The organism is Methanolobus sp. WCC5, from assembly GCF_045690325.1.
Classification (GTDB): Archaea; Halobacteriota; Methanosarcinia; order Methanosarcinales; family Methanosarcinaceae; genus Methanolobus.
In genome coordinates, this window is sequence record NZ_CP146981.1 from 364249 (window position 1) to 388274 (window position 24026).

Sequence of the window (24026 nt, forward strand, 5' to 3'; positions counted from 1 at the left end):
GATTGCACTCTGGAATGAGGTGGTATTATAAAAGTTTCTCTTCTTGGAACAATATTCCTATCTGAAAAAAGGACTGATCTGCTTTTATTGTTAATAGAGAAACCAATGGATATTGAAGAGATCAAGAATGAATTGAATGTGACCACAAGTGCCATGATGACCCAGATCAAAGTGCTGATAGATCAGGGATTGATCGTCTATGTCAATGAGAACTATGAACTTTCTAATTTTGGTGAGGTCATTGTAAGGAAGATGATCCCTCTCATAAATACCCTTAAGATATATTCTGATAACATAGAGTACTGGGAGAGTCACAAATTCGGTTCCATACCAATCGATCTGCAAAACAGGGTGGAAGAACTTGAGGAATGTGAACTCATAGAACCCGATCTTAATCGCATGTATGAATTACCTCTTAAACTTGAACGTAACCTGGAAAAAGCAGAGCAAATATGGGAAGTATCTTCGTATTTCAGTCCTGCTTACACATTCAAATATCTCGAACTGGCAAGAAAAGGCATAAACATTTCCCTTATAGTGTCTGAACCTGTTCTTGAACGTCTGAAGAATGAATATGATCCGGTGTTTAAAAAGTATTTAGAAATGAACAATGTTGATATCTATGTTCATACAGGTGCCATTGGTCTTGCTTCCTGCATAGTGACAGATTCTTTCCTTTCTTTCTCACTGTTCTTTAAAAACGGGATATATCATAACCATGCAATGATGAGCTTTACAGACAGATCAGTACGTTGGGGTAAGGACCTTTTTGCTCATTTCAAATCAAATTCCTTATTGGTGGACAAGTCATAAATAATAGAATGATAAGGGACACTCTGTTCTTCTGATGTATTCTTTTAATGTTTCCTTTTGATGCAGAAAAATTATCAGATTAACGTTGTTGATTTGATTAATGTCATTGATTGAATTAATTGCTTTTCTATCATGTATTGTATTAACAATGCGGTAACTGATTCACGGCGTTAACCATATTAACATGCCAATAATCTGTGATAATATTAACGGTGCGAATAAATAACCATGAATTATGTTATATACTTTTATTTCTAATTCGTAAATGCCGGTAGCACAAAGCTAGCTGCTATTGGCAAGACGTCAAAATAGGAGGTAAATAATGGAAACTGCAATCCTTAATGAATTAGCGGAAGCTGTAGTTGAAGGCGACGATGACCTTGCAGTAGAACTTTCACAGAAGGTTCTTGATGAAGGACATGACCCTTACGAGGCAATCATAAATGGCCTTGCAAAAGGGATGATGATAATCAGCGACAAGTACGAAAAAGGTGAGGCTTTTGTTCCACATCTGCTTATTGCATCAAGTGCAATGTATGCAGGTATGGAGATACTGAGCCCGGCTATCAAGAACGAAGGCGGAGAAAAGGCTGCTGTTGGTGTTATAGGTAGTATCGAAGGCGATGTGCATGACATAGGCAAGAACCTTGTGAAGACCATGCTTTCTGCTTCCGGTTTCAATATGGTGGACCTGGGTGCGGACGTACCTGTTGAAAAATTCGTTGAGGCTGCCAGGGAACACAAAGCAGATCTTATTTCCATGAGTTCCCTGATGACAACCACCATGACAAACATGGAGAAGGTCATTGAGATGCTCCAGGAAGAAGGTATCAGGGATTCCCTTAAAGTAATGGTAGGCGGAGCACCTGTATCTGAAGAGTTTGCAAAAGAAATAGGCGCGGACTCAACCCATGGGGACGCAATGCATGCAAGCGACTGGGCGACTGAAAGTGTAAAACAGCTTGATCCAAACCAGGTCAGGTGGAGTGAAGAAAAGATAAGTCTTGGTAAAGTTAAGTACAGAGATCTGCTCTCAAAGAAAAAGGTGAAAGGCAAGAGTGATATCGGACTTGACACTGCCAGGCAGATCATTGAAGAATTTGAGAAGGTTGGTGTCAAATCAAAAGAGCAGATGACCCATATGGACAGGACCCTGGCCGCCATGGGAGACAAAAAGGTCGACCGTTTGCCTGTATATCCCCTTGCCTGTGGTATTATGAGGAAATTTGCCAACCAGAACTACAGACAATATGCAACCGATCAAAAAGCATTTGTGGAAAGTGCATTCCTCGGTTCAAAATATCTGGACACTGACATGTTCGTTGGTCTGATAGACCTCTCTGCAACATCATCTGACTTTGGATGTAAGATCAAGTACCCGGAAGATGACACACCTTCATCCGAAGGTCACCTCAAATCCTACGATAATCTTGAAGTACCTGAGGTTAAGAAGGGAACCCGTGCATATGAACTGGCAATGGCATCAAAACTGGCCACCGAGAAATTGAACAAAGAGCTTAACACTCCTTTTGTAGGTTTCCATGAAGGTCCGCTGCTTACCCTGACCCAGCTGATGGGTGCAGACCGTGTGCTTATGGACATGAAAACCCACCCTGATGTAGTGCTTGAGGCTTTGCAGAAATGTACTGACTACATCTGCCAGGTATCTGAGCTCTTCTTTGATGAAGGCGCCTGCAATGCTCTGTGCATAGACAATCTCTGGTCTAACAATGTGATCATGAGTGAAGAGGATTACTGGAAGTTCGATGGAAAGTTCGTTTATGACCAGCATCTCCCGCTCTTTAAGAAATACGACCAGCCCTACATCATCCACAACTGTGCGGATGCTGTGCACTTTGATACTCAGATCAAGAAATTCGGTACAAAACTGTACAGTTATGCATACTATCCAAAGCAGAGGGACAAGGGATCCCAGAACTATGCAGACCTCATTCCTAAGTATGGTGATACCTGCTGTATGATGGGAGAGATAAATCCAATAGACTTCATGGATCACTCCGCCGGCGGGGTCCAGAAGATAAAGGATGACACAAAGACTCTTCTTCAGGGTGTTCTTCCTGTTCTCAAGGAAAATGGTATGCAATCAAAGTATGTGATGTCTTCAGGATGTGAGATTCCTCCGGGAGGTCCGCTGACCACAGTAAAGGCAATGGTTGATACTGTCAAGGAACTGGGTCCACAGATGCAGAAGGATATCATTGGATGAAATAGGTAAATAGATACCTATTTTATCTTTTTGTTTTTTTGATATATTTGACAATCCCTGATAATTCAGGGTCTATATTCAAAAAGGCGGAAGATCCGCCTTACCTCCAAATAATCAATTCATAATCAATTCATGAAAGGTGATAATAATGAATCTGGGGCTTGGCATTGATACAGGCGGCACGTATACAGATGCTGTAATAATGGATCTTGAAAAGGGGGAGATAATCGGATCTCACAAATCCCTGACAACATATCCCGACCTGGTAAAAGGGATTCAGAGTACTCTTGAAGGATTGAATGCAGAGTACCTGAAACAGGTTAAATTCACATCTGTATCCACAACGCTTGCAACAAATACTACTCTTGAGGGAAAAGGCTATCCTGCAGCCCTCATCATGATAGGATACTCAATAAACAAAGATATTCCCACCGATTATGTGCTTTCTATAGATGGAGGACATGATTCAGATGGCAATGAGATCCAGCCTCTGGAAAGCCTGGAAAATGTAAGGGATTTTGTGTTGCAGAATCAGAATAATGTTGCAGCGTTTGCCATCTCTTCTTATTTTGGTGCCAGGAACCCCGATCATGAGATAAGGGTTAAAGAATATGTCCGTGAGCTCACAGATCTTCCGGTTGTTTGCGGACATGAACTATCCCTCAGTCTTGGAGCATATGAAAGAGCGGTCACTGCACTTCTAAATGCTCAGCTTATACCTGTAATAGATGATTTCATAAGGTCCATATCTTCGGTAATGGTAAAGATGGGTATTGATTCCACTTTGATGATGATGAAATGTGATGGGTCCCTTGTCAAAATAGAGGAAGCACTGGAAAGACCCGTGGAATCTATATTTTCAGGCCCGGCTGCAAGTCTTGTAGGTGCGGCACATCTGACAGGGCTAAAAAACTGTGTTGCTCTTGATATTGGTGGCACAAGTACGGATATTGCAATGATACGCGATGGTGTTCCCGTGATAAATGATTCAGGAGCCGTTGTAGGTGGCTGGAACACCATGGTAAAGGCCATAAAGATGGACACATCTGCCCTGGGCGGAGACAGTCAGGTATGGGTGCAGAAAAAGATATTCATAGGTCCAAAGAGGGTTATTCCTTTATGTCTGGCGGCAACGGAATATCCCTGCCTGATAGAAAAGCTGGAAACCCCGGATAAATATACTCCTCACCTGATGTCTGATATTATTCAACCCACAGTGTTCTTTGTAAGTAAGGCAAATGGTGCCCATTCAGCAGGTATAAAACTATCAGAACTTGACGGGGCAGAGAAAAAGATCCTGGATGCTATAGGGGAATATCCCTCATCTCTGTCAGACATCGAGAAAAAACTGGAAACGCATCCGCTCATGTTCATCGATACTATCAGATCCCTCATAAGGAAGAGATATATCCAGCAAATCGGTTTCACACCTACCGATGCCCTGCATGTCCTGGGGGACTATGATGAGTGGGACAGAACAGCTTCTTTCATGGGAGCAGAGATCCTTTCCCGCTATCTGAACATGGAAAGGGACGATTTTTGTGTAAAACTTAAAAAACAGTTCCAGAAAAGCCTGGCTTTACATCTTGTTTCTTATTTCAACTCCGATGCCAGAAAGGAAGAAATTGAAAAGTTCCTGGAATATCCCGAGCTTGTAATGTTTAAGCCAAGGATTCCTGTTGTGATGGTAGGTGCTCCGGTAAAAGCCTATGAAAAGGAACTGGATACGGTCATTGAAGGTGATATGAGAATTCCCGATTACCATGATGTTGGTAATGCAGTGGGAGCACTTGTCGGTGACGTTATCTACCGGACGGAAATGCTGATAAGGCCTTCATCAGCCGGTAGCTCCAATTACACGCTCTTTTCGGATGAAGGAAGGCAGATCTTTGAAGACCACCAGGGTGCTGTTGAGTATGCCATAGCACACGTTGAGAGATCGGTTTCGCAATACATGAAAGGATATGGACTTAGTATGGATAATGTCAATTTCAAGCTCAGTAAAAGTGACATTGGGGGAATTGGCACAGTTCCCCTTGAAACAAGGCTTGTAGGTATTGCTGTGGGAAGTCCCAGGAGAGGAATATGAGCATTTCGATGGCACAACCAGATAATATGCATGAACTGGACAGTATGGCGGCCCTGCGTCAGAGTGTGCGCAACCGTATTGGAATAAGTGGAGACGTGGAGGATGATGAGCTTCTATATCATGTAGAGCAGGCTTCAAAAGATATTAAAGACCTGTTTGCCACTTCTTTTGGTCCCAGGGGGTTGAATAAGATCATAATCAGCCCAACAAGTGATATTTACATGACCAGTGATGGTAAGACCATCATTGAACAGATAGACGTATTGCATCCTGTGGTCACGTTCCTTAAAGAGCTTGCAAGGTCAATGGATACGGCATGCGGTGACGGTACAAAGACAGCTGTCATATTCGCAGCATCACTGGTTGAGAATGCTGCCAGGCTTGCAGATTACGGATTACACCCTGCCACCATTATAAAAGGATATCAACTTGCCCTGAACAAAGCATACGAGATACTAGAATATGAGAGTACTGAGGCACTGTCTGAGGAAGACCTGTATTCTGTTATAGAAAACGCCAGTCTGAGCAAAGGAGTGGAATACGGGCAGGCTAAAATGATAACCGATGTTGTACTGAAAACACTTTCAGAGCTAAAACGTCTTAACGATGATGCCCGTATCGACCTTAATGAGTATGTCAAGGTGATCAAAAAAGTAGGCGGACCGGCAATGGAATGTGTGCCGGGTATCGTTCTTGATGAGAAACCTGCACGGGATGATATGCCATCCCACTTCAAGGATGCAAAGATCCTGCTGTTGAATTACAATGTAAAATTTGAGAGTAAGATAATAAACTCCCAGCATAACATCAGAGTGGAAGGTGTTGATAATTCCCTGCTCTTTCTCCGGGAACAAATGAGCTCGTTAAAGCATCTTGCAGGAAAGATAATAGCTTCCGGAGCAGATGTGGTCTTATGTGAGGGAAGTGTGGATGAATCTGTAGAAGAGTCACTTGCAAAGCATGGAATCCTGCTTTTCAAAAAACTGAAGATGAAGGACATTGAAAAGATATCACAGGCAACAGGTGCCAGTATCATTTCCATAAAGGATGAGATCAGTCCTGATGATCTTGGTTTTGCCGATAAGGTAACTGTTGAAAAGAAGTGCAATGAATATTTCCTTTCTCTTTCTGTACAAGATCAACCAATATCCACTATCCTGATATGGGAACCATTCAGCTACGGTCTTGAGAAGGTAGAGGAGGCAGTTGATGATGCTCTTAACAATGCAGCATTCCTCCTGAAGAAACCCCATGTTGTAAATGGTGGGGGTGGCATTGAGTTTGTGCTTTCCCAGATGTTAAAGAAGTATGCATCAACTATCGATGGGAAGGAGCAACTTGCCGTAATTGAATATGCAAATGCTCTTGAAGAGATTCCCAGGATACTTGCACGCAATGCAGGGCTTAACGAAGTGGATGCTATGTCAGCAATGCTGAGCTATTATAACAAAGGGATCGACAGCAGGATAGATTATTGCCGTAAGGTTACAGAGAACTATCCCCCTGTATATGATTCCTCCAGCATAAAAAAACTGTGTGTTATTGCGGCAACCGAGGCCACAAACAGTGTGTTGAGAATTGATAAGATACTTTTGAAAAAATAGTTCAAAAATAAGGATAAAGATCATATTGTCTGTCAAAAGGAGGAGGGTGCAAACAATGGAAGAAATGACATCAAAGGAACGGTTCATTAATGCTCTTGAAATGAAAGAGGTGGACAGGGCACCACTGGGTTATCTGTGGTTTGGAGCGGGTAATGCTGTGCTTGATCGTATGAATGCAAGCATGAAGGATGTTTATTATTCTGCCAGAGGGATTGCAAGGGCACAGATACTGGCCAGGGAAATGTACCACCATGATAATGTGATGTCTCCCTGGGGCTGCCTGCTTGTAGAGGCTGAAGCCCTTGGTGTAAAAATACATGTCAAAGACAATGCATATCCTTCAATTGCAGAATTCCCTTTAAAGTCGGCCCGTGAATATGAAAAGATAGATCCCCGGGATATGGAGAGATCACAAAGGGTCAGGACCATAGAAGAGTCAATAACCCTGATGAAAAAAGAACTCGGTGATGATGCTTTTATCTGCTGTGCCACGCTCACTCCCGTGATGCTGGCCTCTCAGTTGATGGACGGGAGCAGAATGTGCATGGAAATGATCAGGGACGGGGATAATCTGCACAGCTTGCTGGAACTTCTCACTGAAAGCTGCATTATCTTTGCAGACAGGATGCTTGATGCAGGAGCAGACGGGATATTTGCAGAGAACGGTGGAAGTGCATCAGATCTTTTCAGTCCGGAAATGGCAAGGGAATTCGGTTTCAAATATACAAAGGAGCTGTACTCCCATATACAGGACAATGGCGGGTATGTTATATCGCATAACTGTGCCTCCCATGCTTTCCATGAACTGGAACTGGAGCTTAAACCCGATGCCCTGAACTTTGCTTTTGGTAATGTGAATACATTAAAAGAACAATATGGTGTGGAATGTGAGAAACTCCACAACCATAAGAACATAGGCTGCAGTCAGAGGTATTGTTTCAGGGATTTCAGTAATTTCCAGGATTCTGGAATATGTCTTATGGGTAACATCAATCCCTATACATTTTCCTCAGGGCTGGTGAACGATATCGCTTCAGAAGTTAAAGCTTGCATGGCAGCAGCTCCTGACAGAGGATTCATACTTTCCACCGGTTGTGAGATCCCTCTGGGTACGCCTGCAGAAGAGATGGAAGTTCTCTGGGATACAATGGTATCGTGTCTTTGAAAGGGTGATTGAAATGTATGGAATAGCAATAGACCTGGGTACAAGTGGTTTCAGGGCTCAGTTAATTGATCTGGGATCCGGGAAAGTTGTCGAGGCATCAATGACGGCAAACCATCCCCTGCCCGGGGGCAACATCACAGACCATCTTGATTTTGCAATAACCGTAGGACAGGATGTTGCACATGAAATAATAATTGACACCATATGCAGGCTTATAAGCAGTTTCAATGTGGACACTGCACAGATAAGCAAGATAGCGGTATGCGGAAATCCCATCCAGTTATCACTTTTCCAGAATTCGGAGATACGGGACCTTGCCTATGCAGGCAGGAATATGCAGAGAAGACTGGGTGTTGAGAATGTGGAACGCCATGCAAGGATATTTAAGGCGCATGAGATCTTTAAAGCTAATATTGACCTTGGCAACTGTGATGTCATTGTTCCTCCTGCAGTCCGGCATGAGATAGGGGCGGATGCACTTGCAATGATGATGGAGACTGATTTCCTTGAACAGTCCGTCCCTACTCTTGTGACCGACTATGGAACCAATGCCGAAATGGCTATCAAGGTAGGTAACAGGATAATAACAGGAAGTGCCGCTGCAGGCCCGGCTATTGAAGGACAGGGTGTTAGTTGCGGTATGCTTGCCAGGCCAGGTGTTATTTCGGATGTCAATATCGAAGGAAAGTACTGGAGACTCACGGTCCTGGATGAGAATATGAAGGGATGTCCATCACATCTTATAGATCCTTTAAGTGGTGAGATTATAGAAAGGTCAGATCTTTTGCCCATTGGCATTACGGGTACAGGTATGATAGCTTCCCTTGCACTGGCGATGCAGACAGGTCTCATTGACAAACCCCCAAAGATCAAAAACGGCCAGTTGATGTTGAGTGAAGGATTGTTCATTTCAGAGGACGATGTTAGAGAAGCAGGTAAAGCCATTGGCGCGATAAGGGCTGCCCAGCTGACATTGATAATTGAGTCAGGGCTCACTTATGAAGAGCTTGAAAATATGTATATGACAGGAGCCTCCGGAACCTATGTGGATCCTGGCAAAGCGATGTATACAGGCTCATGTCTAAAATATGCCAGGAAGATTGTCCAGTTCGGGAACACTTCCCTCTCTCTTGCAAGGAAATTATTGACTGATGATTCAAAACTGGCAGAGGTTAGCGAGCTTGCTAAAAAGCTGACGGTTGATCATCTTATGATGGCCACAAGTACCACTTTTAAGAATATATACACATGTGAGCTATCTTACTGGACCGAAGGCATGGATATGAACTCTTATAACCGTTTCCTGAAGATCTATAAGCTTCCGCCCCTTCCTTCGGCTTTTAATGAGCCGGAAATGAAAAAACATAGCTCTGACATAGAACAGACAGAAAAGTTCATCACCAGAATAGTAGATAATATAGGTGTGGTTGTTGAAGAATCGGCTATCGGTTGCATAACTTGCCACAAATGTGAAAAAGAATGCCCGGAAAAGGCAATCACTATTGTTTGCAAGAACGGCCATGTATATGCGGAATATAATGCAAACCTTTGCCTGGGAACCAGCTGCAAAAGATGTGTAGGTGCGTGTCCGGTGCATGCTATAAATTACAGGGAGATAAGGACTTTATCTGATGCTGATACAGATTCTATGCTATGAAAGAAAAGCGGATGATCATAGAAAGGAACATGATGTAAGAAAACATGATGCAAGAAGATCAACAGGATGTAATAAGATCAACAGGATTAACGGATCAAAACCTGATCTGAAACAGGAATTTGAGGATATCCTTGAAGGAAAAGATGTGAGCAGACCCCTGGTGGGTACGGTAACAACCGCAGGTGTACTTGAACTGATGGATATTTGCGGGTCTGCCCGGCCTGATGCAGACAGGGATCCTTCAAAGATGGCTCAGCTTGCAGGTTCCCTTCATACGGTTGCCAATTTAGAGGTAATCCGTTTTCCTTTTGATGTAACCGTGCTTGGTGAGGCACTTGGATGCGCGATTGACACGGGTACTAAAGCAAGAACCCCGGCGATAACAAGTCATCCTTTTAGTGATCGACCCGCAGAGTTGGTCATACCATCTGATCTTCTAAGTCAGGGACGCATACCTGTGGTGCTTGAGGCTGCAAGACTTCTCAAAGACAGGGAAGGGAAAAAAGTCCCAATTGTAGCAGGAGTGGAAGGGCCCGGTGATCTTGCGTCCTATCTTTGTGGTATTAAGCCATTAATGGTATATTTTATCCGGAAACCTGAAATTGCAGCACAGGTCATCAATAAGTGTGTTGACGGGTGCATAAGCTATTCCAATGCATGCCTCAATGCAGGTGCTGATGCAGTTGTGATTGCAGATGCGTTTTCCTCCCCTGATATGATAGGTCCGGATATTTTCAGGCAACTCATAAAACCTGAACTAATAAGGCTTGCAGAGAATATCGATGGTCACAGCATACTTCACATATGCGGCAGAACAGACAGCATAATCCCTGACATGCTTGAATGTGGATTTAACGCGATCAGCATTGAAGACAGTGTGAGTGACCTCGGGCAGATAATCGATATGGCCCACGCTAAGAATGTTGCTGTAGCAGGAAACATCTCCACATCACAGACACTTTACAGCAAAAGCCCTGAAGATGTAAGAAATGAAGCTTTCAACTGCCTCAAAGCCGGAATCGATATACTTGCACCCGGATGTGGCATTGCGCCGGAAACACCTTTGAAGAACCTGCATGCAATGGTCAAGGCAAGAGATGAATATTTCGGTTAAGGTAAGGATATTTTTCCTTCTTTGCCTACCGGAGGTTCTTACAATGCGATTACCCAATAGCAGACGAAACCGCGAAGCACAACAAAGGAGAACTATTGCAAGGATTGCCAGAGATGTGTCCGGTAATGCAATAGAAAGTGCATTTAAGTGCGGGATACCCGTAACCAGACAGCAGGGTGAAAACATTGTCAGGATCTACCCCCGGTTGCGGACAACCGTACCGACCCGCATCTCCTCTTCCGGAAATTCCTCAAGAGTGATATTGGCCACATACCTTTGGATTTTCTCAATTGCAGCAAGCACGTCTGCAAAGAAAACCAATTGGTCTCCAGGCATAGACGGCCTCTTTTAAGATATGCTCTCTTAGCCGTGGCTTTATGGCAGTCTCAATGACAAGGTCAACTTCTCTTCCAAAGAGTTCTTCAAGATAGAACTTGAGTTCCATATAATTAGCAAAGGTCTTTTGACCGTCTTTGTATTCCACAAGGATATCAACATCACTGTCTCTGTGTTCCTCTCCTTTTGCAAAAGAACCGAACACGCCTGGTTTTTTTACACCAAAACGCTCCGTTATCACGTTCTCATGTTCTCTTAATATCCCGAAGGCATCCATTATTATTACTCACCGGCAAAGTTTAAATCGTTAATCTGAGACATGGCAGAAATCATTTGATGAAATATATGATCTGTTTGAAATTGTTTTCTTAGCTGTACTTTGAGTAGTTTTCATTAGATCTTTTCATTAGATCTTCGGAATTATTTCAATATAAAGATAAGGATATTCTTCTTTTAACTTCAGCTCAATATTTCTTTTCATTTCAGCTAAATCCTGCTTATTAATTGTCGCAGTTTTTGTGTCCACATTTAGTAAAATGACATATTTGCTTCCATTTTTACTTAAATGATAATCGGTTATTATTATATTTTTCACTTTACTTTCTTCTATAGCTTTTTCAAATGATCTTTTAGTTTTTTCATTTTGTAGTGTTCCTCCTGCTAATTCTATTATTGCTTCTTTAATGATTATAAGGGGTTCTTTTACTAAAAATGAAGATAAGATTAGTACAAATAAGGAATCTGCTAAATAGGGTATGAAATTACCTCCGTTATCATCTGGAAATCTTGTTAAGAAAACAATTCCTATAGCTATACCAAAAGATAATGATCCATCCACAAACGATGCTTTTTGCTCTGTTTTAAGAACGATGCTGGAATTGTTAATTTTATTATTTTGGTATTTATAATTTAATGACAATGAATAGCAAATAATTCCAACCAAGATTGCATAATATAATATGGGTTCGGGTATAAGCATGGGTATATTTTCGATAGAGCCATAAAAATAAGATATGATCCTAATAACAGCGGTAATAACTGCCATTATTAAAACCCCTAACATCATCAAGCCTTTAATAAAACTATAAAGTGACTCATAAAAAAATTGGCCCAATGGGAATGTTTCTGTCTTAAGTGCTTTTATTCCTGCTATCTTTAAAGCAACTAAAACACTTAAAAACATAATAAAACTATAATTTCCATCTAATAAAATAGCCTCAGAATTTGAATAGTAATAAGTTACCCAGGCGATAAATGCCATAAATAAATTAGCAAAAGCCCCTATGATCAAAGCAGAATTTTCTTTATCTTTCATTTATGAGTGATGCATAATTTTAACTTATATAATTTTTGGCTCTGTCGAATAGCTATTTCCAATGTTATTAATCTTTGTGCAACTATGGCTCTGTAGAAATCCTATTATCAATAATTGTGAACCGCAGATACACTCAACTCCGTAGGAGGTGAGTGTATGCGTATTTATCTGCGGTTTATTAATAAAGAAAGGTTTTCTACAGAGCCGCAACTATGACAATCTTTAAATATCACCTCCCCCAATTCCTCCTTAATGTCAAATCCTGCCACAACCTACCTTGTGCACAATGTACCTGTCGTAGCTGTAGTAGTGGTAGTACTGTAAGCTTGAGCAAGATAACGGAAACTTTTCTGGCTCAAGTGCGCTGTTTTTGGTCAATTTACTGATTAGTGTATCCTGTGCCGGGATCGTTTCTTTCACGGAGAATGAAAATGGAAGAAATGAATGGAGCAGAAGTTCTGGTTAAATGCCTGGAGGACCTTGGGGTCAGACACATCTTTGGTTATACGGGGGCGGCGATACTACCGGTATTCCACGCTCTCAGGGACAGTGGTATAGAGATAATCATCAATTCCAATGAGCAGTCGGCAGCCTTCAGTGCAGCCGGTTATTCCCGGTCGAGCAACGAGGTCGGCGTTGCCATTGTCACATCCGGACCTGCCATCACCAATACGCTCACCAGCGTTGCAGACGCTTATGGGGACAGCATTCCATTGCTTGTATTTGCGGGGCAGGTCCCGGAGCATAAGATAGGCACTGATTCCTTCCAGCATATCAATGTCAAGGGCATCTTCGGGGAAGCTGCAAAGAAGGTCATCCAGCTTTCTAACGACGATGATGTCGAAGCGATCGTCAAGGATGCCTACTACTTCGCAACGTCAGGCAAGCCGGGGCCTGTTGTCATAGATTTCCCCATGGATAAGCAGCAGAAGGTCCATGAGTATCGGGGCATCAATGTCATGAGGTTTAAGGAGAGTTACCACGATGACAGGCACCTGTGCGAGGACCAGTGTGCTGACTTTTTCCGGTTGCTGCAAAGATCCAAACGGCCTCTGCTCTACCTGGGCGGAGGGCTGAACTCTGAGGCAGGCAGCCGGGCCATCAGGGAATTCAACGAGCATTTCAATATCCCCTCGGTCAATACCCTCATGGCAAAGGGCGTTATTGATGGCCGGGAGGAGCTTAACCTTGGCATGCTGGGTATGTTCGGCACACCCTATGCCAACATGCTCATCCAGGAGAACGACTTCTTCTTTGCCATTGGTGTCCGCTGGGACGACAGGGTTGCGGAGAAGGTCGGGTTTGCCATAGGCACCGACATTGCCTACATCGATATCAATCCGGAGAAGATGCACCAGATAAAGATAGAGCGCGGCCCGAAATTCACATTCATCGGAGACAGCGCTACAGCTATCCGGGACCTGCTGGATTATGCAAAAAAGCATAACATCACCCCGGACATCCGGGAATGGCAGGAGCGTGCCAGATTCCTGAAAAGGTCCTGGCCTCTGGATTACAACCGGGAATCCGGATACATCCAGTCAGCCGAGGTCCTGAACCTGCTGGCAAAATACATCGACAACAACACCCTGATCACCACCGGTGTCGGTAACCATCAGATGCTTGCGGCCCAGTACCTGCCCATGCAGCGGGCAAAATCCTTCATGACCTCCGGTTCCTTTGGTACAATGGGCTTTTCCATGCCCACGGCCATTGGTGTCCAATACGCAAATCCGGATGCCAGGGTCATTGCTATCGATGGTGACGGTAGCCTCAGGATGAACCTGGGAGAGCTGCACACCATCGCATCCCTTAATCTGCCTGTCAGGATACTCCTGCTCAACAACAGGAGTGACGGCATGGTCCAGAACCTGCAGGATGTTGCTTATCAGGGCTTCCGGACGGGCACAGAGAGAATGAAAGATGTCTGTTTCGCGGATATCGCAGCCTCCTTTGGCTTTGGCTACGCAACAAGGATAAAAGACAGGAGCAAGTTGAAAGATGCCATGGAAGCCTTCCTGGATGCTGAAGGTCCATGCTTCCTGGAGATCTGCACTGACCATGAAGAGGTCCTGTATCCGAAAGTTCCGGCCGGGGGAGCCTATAAGGACATGATCCTGGGGCCTTATATAAGGCAGGTAACTGAGGAATTATATGAGGAGATACAGGATAAAACGGGAACCTGGGCAATGATTTGAGACGTACGGAGAGATCCTTCTCCGGGCTTTGAGCCTGAATACCGAGTTTTGAATATGCTTATGTTGTTATCTTCTTGTAAAGCAAAGGAAGTGTTTCAGGAAGTTTGCGGGCATCATCAAGTATAGTGTAACCAACATCAGAGAATATGTTTTCCAGGTAGTCCCCGGGACTTGAATCCACTGTGATACAAAAGAGATGCATGCCCTTTGCATTTACTTCCTGTATCGCTATCCTTGTGTCCTCTTCGGCAAAATGGCCCTGATATGCGCTTTCACCTTTACATGTATCATATGGCTCTCCGTCGGATAATAATATTATTATTTTCGTTTTCGCTTTGACTTGTTCAAGCTTACTGATGGAATGGCGTATGGCAGAACCAAGCCGTGTATTGGATACAGGCTCCAGGATACTTATCCTTCGTGCAACATCAGCAGACATTTCCTCTTCAAAACCTTTTACAACAAAATATTCGATCCCGCCACGATCATGACCTGAAAATGCATTGATGGCATACTTGTCCCCTATGCTCTCAAGTGCATGGGTCATTATGATAAGTGCATCCTTTTCCACATCTATTATACTCCTTTTTTCCTCCCCGAGCGTCTTACGTGTGGAAGCGCTGACATCAACAAGGAAAAGAGTTGCAACATCACGCATTTGCTTGTCCCATCTTACGTAGAGCCTATCATCGGGATTGATACCGCACTTTTTTTCCATCAATGAATCTATGAAAGTGTCTATATCTATCTCACTCCCATCTATCTGTTGCTTTAGTTTCTGGAAATCCACAGGTTTCATGATGCTGAAAATGCGTTTAATAAGGGCAATTTCATTCCTGTAATGTTCTGTAGTGATATCATAGTAACCGGGAGTACCGCCAACCGGTTCGATCTCATTTACGGTGCACCATTCCGATTTATAGTCATTGATAACAAAGTCCCACTCATCATACCTGTAAGTGCCAAGTATCTTCCAGTTCTTATCCATGGCATATGCAGCCTGCTTATCTTTCTTTTCACCTGCTTTTGCCGGGATGCTTTTGATTTCCTCCGGGCTCTTTTCGTTAACCCGTTCTTCTGAGCTATCATATTTTCCGGGAATGAAGTTTTGGATGACACTATTCCTTTCTTTGCTGTGGGAAACATCTTGATGGGCAAAACTACTGATACTGACACCACGATAATCAATATTCCTGAAAAACTCATAATCTCTTGATTCCAGTGGGCCCAGATGCTTATCCATCAATTCGTATATCTTCAAAGCCACTTCCAGGGAGTCGCAGATCGAGGTATGGTCCTTGAATATCCCGTCACGCAAAAGTATACGCATACTTTCCGCAATACTTTTATCCATTTTTCCATCCATTTCTTCATTCATTTCTCCATTGATTTCCATTAACTTAAAGCCAGGGTCATGTCCCGTGGAAAGCCAGAGAAGTGTGTCCAGGAACGCTGCAATATCTCCAACAGGTACCGGTCTTGCTGACAGCATCTCACGGCGTACACTATCAAGTTCCCGGCGTACGCCTCTGTACCGGTCCATTACCATATATTCTATCCGTGCATCTTCAATTATGCCCAGTATGGTCCCTGCCGCAACGGGATTGGGGAACATGCTTACGATGTCCTTTATTCCTATGGTTTCAATGCCCTCCTGTTGTGTGCTATATTGCAGGTTAGGGGCGATCACATTGTATTCTCTTGAATTGTATTCTTTTGAACTGTATTCCATTGCATTGTATTCTTTATTTGGATAATTCTTTGATATGTGTTGCAGTAAGCTGGAAACGTCATGCAAAGCAACCCGGACAGAACTGAATTTTCTGTGTCCTACCTCATGCATAATGCTCAGTTTGTAGATCTTGAAGTTATTCTCCTGGTCACTATATATGTTCATCTTTGGTGCAAGATATATCGTTGTACCGTCGACAACCGGATTGATAGAATCTGTTTTTTCCCCGATAGGCAGGGTTTTACGGGACCTTATGGTAAAATTGATACCACTTAGGCCCAATCCGTAGTAGTGCAGCACCTTTGAGACTTTTTTGACTGCAACAGAACCTGTGAGTTCTGCAACAAAGTCCTTTGAGACCTTTGATCGCAGAGAGAAATATGGCCTTCCGATAAGAGGATTTTCCTGTGAGACAAGAAGTCCTTTTAAAGCCCACTCTTCCAGTTCCTCAATATCCAGGTCAGAAAGAAGCTGCGGAGAAGATGCAAAATAATCAGCAGCGAATCTTTTATCAAGTTCATATATTTTTACCCCTATGCCTGCCCATTTCCTTATTTTTTGTGTTTCCAGTTTCCTGATAACATCAGGAAGGTTATCCATGAACAGGCCGGTAAGCAGCCAGTCCTTTTCAAGCAGCATATCTGCTGTTGCAAGTATCTCTCCATGTGCCGGTCCCGCAAGCCGCTTAAATACAGTAACTGAATTCCTGTAGTAACCGGAAACAAAAACAGAGCTTTTCCTTGCTATTTCTTCCCCGAGTCTCATCCATTCATTGAACCTGCTCTCTGTGAGCAGAGCGAATACTTCCGGAGCATATTCAAAATATGCTTTCAGATAATCAGGATCTATAAGTGCAAGCCTGATACCTTCATCGATCAGATATGAGCGCTCTTCTTTTTGACTGGATGCTTTGTATTTTGCAAATCCTGTAAAAGCAGCATAGATGAATCGCTCAAGAGCATCTGCGTTAAGTGAAAGCGAGTCAGTACATTTATCCATCCACCCCTCTACCTCTTTTAGTTCAAGGACATCCAGAACTTCCGCAGACAAGTCTAAGAACGTGACAGATGCATCCTTTCCTATTTTAGCGATACTGCAGGCAATCTCCGTCCATTCATAGAAACTTCTTTTATCAAGTATTGTTGTCATCCGGGGTGCATTTCTGAACAAAGCCAGTGTCTGTAGGCTCCCTTGTTCCGTTATCATATCCATTGATCTGAAGATCTGCTCGTTCCGGCCGGGAGGAGCGGAAGAAAAAACATCTCCACTCTTTTCCAGTATCTCAACAGCAATTGTCCAGTTATCCGGAAGGATCTTTTGAATAATGTTATAGAATAATTCAAGTTCCTCAAATGAAAGCACATCCTGCAATCCTGGCAGATTCTCAAAATAAGATTCAGCAACCTGGACATTTAAGTCTCCAAGTTCTTTTCCAATGGCTACCATCTTTTCGAACCTGTCGGGTGAGCTGCTGATCAACACTGTTTCACTGTTCTTGAAGTAAGCAATAGCAATGTTCTTATTTTTAGTTGCCAGGTCCATTCCCAGTTGGGCCCATTTATCGAGAAGCTCCAGATCACCGTGTTCAAGAATAGATGGAGAGGATTCAAAGAAACCCTCAAGACAGAAAATATTCAATTGAGCTACTTTTTCTGATGAACGGATCCATTTGTCAAAATTCTCACTCCCACAAAGTACGTATACGGCCGGTGCAATCCTGAGATAGGCAGTAAGGATTCTTCTGCCCTTCTTTGAAACCTTTGTTCCGTAATGCAGTACAATTCTAAGCTCATTTGCTGATAGTCTTGCAAACTGCCCGGGAATTGAGGGCACGTCCTCCTGGTCGATCTTTGGAAAGGAGGAAGCTATCAGCTCGATTATTTCATTCCTGCTAGGATGATCATTATTACTTGTATAGGACGACAATGGTTTTCCCTCCCTGACAACTCGAAAAATCGACTGACAGGCTGGCAGATATCTGCTTTACCGAACAAGGTTTTGCTTCTTTTCCTTTATATCTGCTGTGCATGACCTCTTCAAGCCGCCTGAACAGAATTAATTAAATAGTAATCTGTTGTAATAATTAGCCAACAAGCCTTTAACATGGCTGTGAAACACCTTTAAGACCCTTGATGAGATGAAAGGATCATGAAAGAAGATCTAATAGATGAACATGTGAGATGGATTTTAAGTATTGACCGACGGCTCATTCTAATGGAATACTTTAAAAAGAATGCAATAGCAAAAGCATCTGACATAGCCCATGATGCCCAGCGGTCGACCCAGAACATCAGCCGTGCATTAAAGGAATTTGAAGAGAGGGAACTCATAGAATGTCTTACTCCCTCAAAGTCTACCTGGAAGAAATTCATTCTTACAGACACCGGGAAAGCTGTCATGGAAAAAATGGATGGGAAATTTATCTGATTTCAGATTTATGTGACCCCGGGATGTTTCCATACAGCATTGAATCATTTTGAATGGCAGTTAGCTTTTTCAGGCTTCCTGATCAAGGTTCCTGTAACCATTCACCAGCTCGATGTTGGCATTGATAACGGAACGCTTGAAATTGACAAGATCGGATGTTATCTCCTCAAGATCCTGCACATCTTCCTGCTTTGTAAGTACCTGTCCGTCAGAAACTACCTTTCCTGAAGGTATCTGGACAGCACGGACCGTGGAATTATGTAATATCAGTGCATCATTCCCAATTTTACAGTCAAATACCACTGACCCAAATCCTACAAAACATCCTTTTCCAATTACACATGGACCATGCACAATGCATCCGTGGGCAAGTGATGTATTGTTCTCTATAACAACCTCTGAGTTGGATAACGAATGAATTATCACATTGTCCTGTACATTGCAGCTGTCACCTATCCTTATAGAAGAACCAGGTTCATCAGCCCTTATGATGGCATTGTGAGCAACATATACATTGTCACCTATTGTTACATCTCCGACGATGATCGCTGTTTCGGATACCCAGGCCTTTTCACTGACTTTTGGATACTGGTTATTGGGATTGGGATAGAGCATTTTTTTTGCCACCTCGATTATGGTTTTTTCTGCGGACTATTGCCTCAGAGTATATTGGATATTACTAGATATGATAACTTATGATAATTTATATAAACCTGTTGATTGGACATGATCATGTATTTAAATAATTAAACAATTAAATAAATACATACTATTTATAAATAATAAATTAAATATATAAATCAGTAATCAAATAAACAATTAAATAAACAATTAAATAAACAATTAAATAAATAAATAAATAAATGTTAATACTGTTTGCAGGAAACCTGTTTTCAATGAAGCGCAACCACTCTTCTCTGCGCAATTTGAATGAACATCTGAATGTTGATGAAGTTAGAGGCAACAGATTTGATACACTAAACACAGGTGAATAATTACATTGATTTTTATATGAATCTGCGCTATCTTAATAAGGAGATATCCATGAAGATCATTGTCACTCTGAATATGAATCCTGCCATTGACAAAAGCACTAAGACCCAGCATGTAATAGCTGAACACAAATTGTATTGTGGTCCGGTTAGCTATGAACCCGGAGGGGGAGGTGTTAATGTCTCCCGGGCCATTAAAAAATTAGGAGGGGATTCATTACTTTTCTATCCGGCTGGTGGCATGCCAGGTATGATGCTGCATGACCTTCTGGAAGAGGAAGAAGTGGACCAGCTCATGTTTCCCATTAAAGGAAGCACACGGGAGAATCTTATCGTCCTTGAGGAATCCACCGGACGGCAGTTTCGCTTCGGGATGCCAGGCCCGCAACTTGAGACACATGAATGGGAACAATGCCTCCGGGAACTTTCCTTGATCACCCCTGCACCGGATTATCTTGTTGCCAGTGGAAGCCTTCCTTTGGGTGTACCATCGGATTTCTATGCCAGGGTTGCTCGTATTGGAAAAGATATGGGGGCAAAGGTTATCGTTGATGCATCAGGGGATGCCCTTGAACATGCTCTGCAGGAAGGTGTGTATCTCATCAAACCCAATGTCCGTGAATTCAGAGAGCTTGCAGGAAATGACATAAAAGAGGAATTACAGATAGCTCAGGCAGCCCAGGGAATGATCAGGGATGGAAAATGCGAAGCTATGGTCATATCCCTGGGAGCGGGTGGTGCTCTGCTGGTTTTGGAGGATAACGTAGAGCACATTGTGCCACCAACTGTTCCCATCAGTAGCAAAGTAGGAGCAGGTGACAGTATGGTTGCAGGTATTGTCCTGAGTCTTTCTAAAGGAAAAGAGCTGCGGGAAGCTGCACTTTATGGGATAGCTGCAGGTTCTGCTGCTGTGATGACCCCAGGAACCGAGCTATGCCGGAAAGAAGATACTGAGCGTCTTTATGCAAAAATGACATTCATGGCAGGAAACTAAATTTAATCTAACAGGAGGGAGTACATGCAGGAACTACTCATTGATCGGAATATTGTAGCTTATTTTTCCATGGAGATTGGTATCGATGAAAAAATACACACCTATAGTGGAGGACTTGGTATACTTGCAGGTGATACCATACGTTCATCTGCCGACCTGAAAGTGCCAATGGTTGCAATTACTCTTCTTTACAGGAAGGGACACTTCCAGCAGAGGCTGGAAAAGGATGGATGGCAACGTGAGGAACCGGACCCCTGGCCTGTGGAAGAGTTCATGCAGGAGATGCCCTCAAGGACCCATGTTATTATCCACGGAAGAACAGTTCATTTAAGAGCCTGGAAATATGAGGTTAAAGGTATCAGTGGTCTTGTAGTTCCTGTCTACTTCCTTGATGCAGACCTGCCAGAGAACTCTGAATGGGACCGGACACTCACCCATCATCTCTATGGTGGGGATAACTACTACAGATTATGTCAGGAACTGATACTTGGTGTGGGCGGAGCCCGGATGCTCAAAGAACTTGGTTATAGCAATATCCGCAGTTTCCATATGAATGAAGGGCATTCCGCATTGCTTACTATGGAACTGCTTGATGAGGAGGCCAAAAAAGCAGGCAGGGATCATGTAACAGAAGAAGACTGTAAAAAAGTCCATAAAAAATGCGTTTTCACCACCCACACAATAGTTCCTGCAGCCCATGACAAATTTACCAGGGAAATGGCAGAGATGATCATCGGCAAGAGGGATGATTTCTTTGGAATAAATGGAGTTCTTTACAATGGAAATACTCTTAATATGACTTTTCTGGCCCTTAACATGAGCCGCTATGTAAATGGTGTGGCCAGAAGTCATGGGGAAATCTCAAGGGAACTATTTTCCGGTTATTCTATTAATTCCATTACAAATGGTGTTCATGCAGGCACCTGGGTATCAGCTCCATTTAGAGAATTGTTTGATCAGCACATTCCCATGTGGCGCAAAGACAATTTCAGTCTTCGCTATGCATTGAATATCCCAAAGGAAGATATCTGGGAAACTCATATGCAGGCCAAAAGGAAACTAATGGAACATATCAGCAGAGAAACCGGCCTGTATATGGATGAGGATGTGCTGACGATCGGTTTTGCAAGGAGGGCTGCTAACTATAAGAGAGCTGACCTGCTTTTCCATGACATTGAGCGCTTACGAAATATTTATGATAATGTCGGAAAGTTCCAGGTAATTTATTCAGGTAAAGCTCATCCGGCGGACTATAGTGCTAAAGAGCTCATAAAAAAGATATTTCGTGCAAAGTATTCCCTTGAAAATGATATAAAGATAGTTTACCTTGAGAATTACAACATGGATCTTGGGGCAATGATAACATCAGGAGTTGATATCTGGCTTAACACTCCGGAACCACCCCTGGAAGCATCCGGTACAAGTGGTATGAAAGCTGCCTTAAACGGCGTTCCTAATCTGAGTGTACTGGATGGGTGGTGGATAGAAGGAAATATAGAAGGAGTGACCGGCTGGGCAATAGGCAATGGTGTTTCCACTTCTCAAGAGAATAAACACTTGCAAGATGCCAGATCGATGTATGACAAACTGGAGAATATCATCCTTCCTTTGTATTATCACGACCGCAACAATTTCATTGATGTCATGCGCAATTCGATTGCAATCAATGGATCATTCTTCAATACACATAGAATGATACAGGAATATGTGCTCAATGCTTATTGTTGCTATTGATAAACTCTGCTACTAAGAAATGCTACGATCGATACATTTGCATGGCAGATAATTTGTCTGCTCAAAAACCTTCATTTTTTTTCAGATGCTTTAAGTGCAAAGTGGCAGCAGCCTGCTCAGCTTTCTTTTTGTTATCACCTGAGCCGGTTGCAAGTAGCCTGTCACCATGATAAAGTGCAACAGTAAATTGTTTTTTATGGTCAGGGCCTTCTTCATCAATAAGCATATAGCATGGGTTCCCAAGACCTTCCTTGTGGAACAATTCCTGCAGCTTTCCCTTAGGATTTGATATGGGTATCTTTTCAAGGGCACTGTATATATCAAAGAACCTGTAAACAAAATCCCTTGTTGCCATATAATTGCCATTTAAGTTATTGGAATTTAGATTATTAGGATCTGCTTTCTTGGAATTTACGTTATTAGAATTTACATTATTAGGATCTGCATTCTTTTCTTTTTCGTTATCAAAATCTGCGTTTTCCATGTACAGTTCATTGCCGGGATTTTTGTTGCTGTTATTATCCGGATCACAGCCCCCATCCAGATAGATGGCACCAATAAGTGCTTCTATTATATCAGATAGTTTTCCATCAATGATCGCATGTTCCCCGGACAATATGAACCTTGAGAGTTTTATCTTCCTGGCTACAGGTTTCAGGCTCATGTTCGAGGCAAGTACTTGCCTGATCTTTGTACAAACACCTTCTATGCTAAGATGGTTTTCCTTTGCATATTCGTTGATATTCCTGTCATGATATGCATGCTCGGCAATTATCATACCAAGGATCGAATCACCCAGATATTCCAGTTTTTCATAATCCTTATTCTCAAGGTTATTTGCCTTTCTAAAAGCGAGCATCTTTTCCTTATTTCCGCTGAAAAGCGAACCGTGCAGTAAAGCCTGTATCAGATAACCCCGGTCCCTGAATCTGAATCCTATGATCATTTGGAATTCTTCCAGATCATTTTCATTTACACTGAGGTCTGCATTGATTCTCATTAACTCTCACTTTTAGTCTCACTTTTCCTTTCGTTTTTTATTCAGTTTTTACCTTTCTCTTTAAAGCTTTGCCCATGGCTTAGATAAATTCAATCAAGTAACAGAATTCCAACGCATTTGATCCTGGAAAAATTACAATATTCAATTTCCAGTCCTTTTTTCTCCATAAGCCTGGACAGGTTTATTCCCACGGCCTCAGGAGGAAAACGCCTCATTTCAGGTTTATTGCATTTTTCTGCGCATGTCTCACATTCATTGCATGCACCGGGACGGAGCAGCTGGGCAAAGGTGAATCCATGCCTGAAAGCCAGGTGTTCCAGTTCCAGCATCTTCCGGAAGGAACCCTTGCGAAGTCCTGACCATGCCTTCAGTATATCATCTTCGGCAGACGTGTCATGTTCTTCTATCAGAAGGATAGCCTTACTGTATTCCTTTAAAATATCCCTGAAACTGTTAATTGAAATAATATGTGGTGGGCAGCTCAGGCGTTTTCCATATCCTCTGCATCCAAAAGCACATTTGAGCTGTGCCCTGTTCTCCACATCGATCTGAGAAGTATCAAGGGGGTAAGCTGCAAGCCCGATCTCTTTTGCTTTATCAAGAATTATATGAGAATCCTTTACCATACG

General features: G+C 42.8%; 17 protein-coding genes. 11 read left to right on the plus strand and 6 right to left on the minus strand.

What is annotated here, in order from left to right; all coding sequences use genetic code 11:
* Positions 1 to 51 precede the first annotated feature (51 nt).
* The 7 genes from V7O64_RS01820 to mtaA all read left to right on the plus strand — a co-directional run bounded on the left by V7O64_RS01820 (position 52) and on the right by mtaA (position 10669).
* The gene (locus tag V7O64_RS01820; protein ID WP_407357364.1) at positions 52 to 813 is read left to right on the plus strand and encodes a helix-turn-helix transcriptional regulator; all 762 of its coding nucleotides are present in this window, start codon (positions 52 to 54) and stop codon (positions 811 to 813) included.
* Between the two features lie 322 nt (positions 814 to 1135).
* Positions 1136 to 3040, plus strand: a complete 1905-nt coding sequence (locus V7O64_RS01825) for a methyltransferase cognate corrinoid protein (protein ID WP_407356331.1) — start codon at positions 1136 to 1138, stop codon at positions 3038 to 3040.
* Between the two features lie 148 nt (positions 3041 to 3188).
* Positions 3189 to 5129, plus strand: a complete 1941-nt coding sequence (locus V7O64_RS01830) for a hydantoinase/oxoprolinase family protein (protein WP_407356332.1) — start codon at positions 3189 to 3191, stop codon at positions 5127 to 5129.
* A complete protein-coding gene (locus V7O64_RS01835; protein ID WP_407356333.1) occupies positions 5126 to 6733 on the plus strand; it encodes a TCP-1/cpn60 chaperonin family protein in 1608 nt (535 codons plus the stop codon). Before V7O64_RS01830 ends, V7O64_RS01835 begins: the two co-directional genes overlap by 4 nt.
* 55 nt (positions 6734 to 6788) lie before the next feature.
* Positions 6789 to 7898 carry a uroporphyrinogen decarboxylase family protein gene (locus V7O64_RS01840; RefSeq protein ID WP_407356334.1) on the plus strand — a complete coding sequence of 370 codons (1110 nt, stop codon included), beginning with the start codon at positions 6789 to 6791 and terminating at the stop codon, positions 7896 to 7898.
* A 13-nt stretch (positions 7899 to 7911) separates the two neighbouring features.
* Entirely contained in the window at positions 7912 to 9555 is a 1644-nt protein-coding gene (locus V7O64_RS01845) for a methylamine methyltransferase corrinoid protein reductive activase (RefSeq protein WP_407356335.1), read from the plus strand.
* Entirely contained in the window at positions 9530 to 10669 is a 1140-nt protein-coding gene (gene mtaA / locus V7O64_RS01850; protein WP_407356336.1) for a methylcobamide:CoM methyltransferase MtaA, read from the plus strand. Before V7O64_RS01845 ends, mtaA begins: the two co-directional genes overlap by 26 nt.
* A gap of 286 nt (positions 10670 to 10955) precedes the next feature.
* Here the strand turns inward: mtaA and V7O64_RS01855 are convergent, their stop codons facing one another.
* The gene (locus V7O64_RS01855; RefSeq protein ID WP_407356337.1) at positions 10956 to 11282 is read right to left on the minus strand and encodes a nucleotidyltransferase family protein; all 327 of its coding nucleotides are present in this window, start codon (positions 11280 to 11282) and stop codon (positions 10956 to 10958) included.
* 129 nt (positions 11283 to 11411) lie between these two features.
* On the minus strand, positions 11412 to 12320 hold the full coding sequence (locus tag V7O64_RS01860; protein ID WP_407356338.1) for a cation transporter: 909 nt from the start codon (positions 12318 to 12320) through the stop codon (positions 11412 to 11414).
* Positions 12321 to 12751: 431 nt separating this feature from the next.
* Between V7O64_RS01860 and V7O64_RS01865 the strand changes: the two genes are divergently transcribed.
* Positions 12752 to 14518, plus strand: coding sequence for a thiamine pyrophosphate-binding protein (locus tag V7O64_RS01865; RefSeq protein ID WP_407356339.1), 1767 nt, complete (start codon positions 12752 to 12754; stop codon positions 14516 to 14518).
* 58 nt (positions 14519 to 14576) lie between these two features.
* Here V7O64_RS01865 and V7O64_RS01870 read toward each other — a convergent pair whose 3' ends face one another.
* Positions 14577 to 18176 carry a nitric oxide reductase activation protein NorD gene (locus tag V7O64_RS01870; protein ID WP_407356340.1) on the minus strand — a complete coding sequence of 1200 codons (3600 nt, stop codon included), beginning with the start codon at positions 18174 to 18176 and terminating at the stop codon, positions 14577 to 14579.
* 222 nt (positions 18177 to 18398) lie between these two features.
* Between V7O64_RS01870 and V7O64_RS01875 the strand changes: the two genes are divergently transcribed.
* A complete protein-coding gene (locus V7O64_RS01875; RefSeq protein WP_407356341.1) occupies positions 18399 to 18677 on the plus strand; it encodes a sugar-specific transcriptional regulator TrmB in 279 nt (92 codons plus the stop codon).
* 69 nt (positions 18678 to 18746) lie between these two features.
* On the opposite strand, the gene V7O64_RS01880 is transcribed toward V7O64_RS01875, so the two are convergent.
* On the minus strand, positions 18747 to 19292 hold the full coding sequence (locus V7O64_RS01880) for a carbonate dehydratase (protein ID WP_407356342.1): 546 nt from the start codon (positions 19290 to 19292) through the stop codon (positions 18747 to 18749).
* A gap of 429 nt (positions 19293 to 19721) precedes the next feature.
* On the opposite strand from V7O64_RS01880, the gene V7O64_RS01885 reads away from it, so the two are divergent.
* Both V7O64_RS01885 and glgP read left to right on the plus strand, forming a co-directional pair.
* Positions 19722 to 20663 carry a 1-phosphofructokinase family hexose kinase gene (locus V7O64_RS01885; protein WP_407356343.1) on the plus strand — a complete coding sequence of 314 codons (942 nt, stop codon included), beginning with the start codon at positions 19722 to 19724 and terminating at the stop codon, positions 20661 to 20663.
* Between the two features lie 24 nt (positions 20664 to 20687).
* Entirely contained in the window at positions 20688 to 22397 is a 1710-nt protein-coding gene (glgP, locus tag V7O64_RS01890) for an alpha-glucan family phosphorylase (protein ID WP_407356344.1), read from the plus strand.
* A 61-nt stretch (positions 22398 to 22458) separates the two neighbouring features.
* Here the strand turns inward: glgP and V7O64_RS01895 are convergent, their stop codons facing one another.
* Positions 22459 to 23397, minus strand: a complete 939-nt coding sequence (locus V7O64_RS01895; RefSeq protein WP_407356345.1) for a ribonuclease III family protein — start codon at positions 23395 to 23397, stop codon at positions 22459 to 22461.
* Positions 23398 to 23486: 89 nt separating this feature from the next.
* A complete protein-coding gene (locus tag V7O64_RS01900) occupies positions 23487 to 24023 on the minus strand; it encodes a DUF2284 domain-containing protein (RefSeq protein WP_407356346.1) in 537 nt (178 codons plus the stop codon).
* Between the last annotated feature and the right edge of the window lie 3 nt (positions 24024 to 24026).

Excerpts from the sequence above, each read along its gene's own strand:
- V7O64_RS01875 (WP_407356341.1), top strand. The coding sequence starts at position 18,399 with ATGAAAGAAGATCTAATAGATGAACATGTGAGATGGATTTTAAGTATT.
- V7O64_RS01855 (WP_407356337.1), bottom strand. The coding sequence starts at position 11,282 with ATGGATGCCTTCGGGATATTAAGAGAACATGAGAACGTGATAACGGAG.
- V7O64_RS01895 (WP_407356345.1), bottom strand. The coding sequence starts at position 23,397 with ATGAGAATCAATGCAGACCTCAGTGTAAATGAAAATGATCTGGAAGAA.
- V7O64_RS01865 (WP_407356339.1), top strand. The coding sequence starts at position 12,752 with ATGGAAGAAATGAATGGAGCAGAAGTTCTGGTTAAATGCCTGGAGGAC.
- V7O64_RS01900 (WP_407356346.1), bottom strand. The coding sequence starts at position 24,023 with ATGGTAAAGGATTCTCATATAATTCTTGATAAAGCAAAAGAGATCGGG.
- V7O64_RS01825 (WP_407356331.1), top strand. The coding sequence starts at position 1,136 with ATGGAAACTGCAATCCTTAATGAATTAGCGGAAGCTGTAGTTGAAGGC.
- V7O64_RS01880 (WP_407356342.1), bottom strand. The coding sequence starts at position 19,292 with ATGCTCTATCCCAATCCCAATAACCAGTATCCAAAAGTCAGTGAAAAG.
- glgP (WP_407356344.1), top strand. The coding sequence starts at position 20,688 with ATGCAGGAACTACTCATTGATCGGAATATTGTAGCTTATTTTTCCATG.
- V7O64_RS01840 (WP_407356334.1), top strand. The coding sequence starts at position 6,789 with ATGGAAGAAATGACATCAAAGGAACGGTTCATTAATGCTCTTGAAATG.
- V7O64_RS01885 (WP_407356343.1), top strand. The coding sequence starts at position 19,722 with ATGAAGATCATTGTCACTCTGAATATGAATCCTGCCATTGACAAAAGC.
- V7O64_RS01830 (WP_407356332.1), top strand. The coding sequence starts at position 3,189 with ATGAATCTGGGGCTTGGCATTGATACAGGCGGCACGTATACAGATGCT.
- V7O64_RS01845 (WP_407356335.1), top strand. The coding sequence starts at position 7,912 with ATGTATGGAATAGCAATAGACCTGGGTACAAGTGGTTTCAGGGCTCAG.
- mtaA (WP_407356336.1), top strand. The coding sequence starts at position 9,530 with ATGCTGATACAGATTCTATGCTATGAAAGAAAAGCGGATGATCATAGA.
- V7O64_RS01835 (WP_407356333.1), top strand. The coding sequence starts at position 5,126 with ATGAGCATTTCGATGGCACAACCAGATAATATGCATGAACTGGACAGT.
- V7O64_RS01860 (WP_407356338.1), bottom strand. The coding sequence starts at position 12,320 with ATGAAAGATAAAGAAAATTCTGCTTTGATCATAGGGGCTTTTGCTAAT.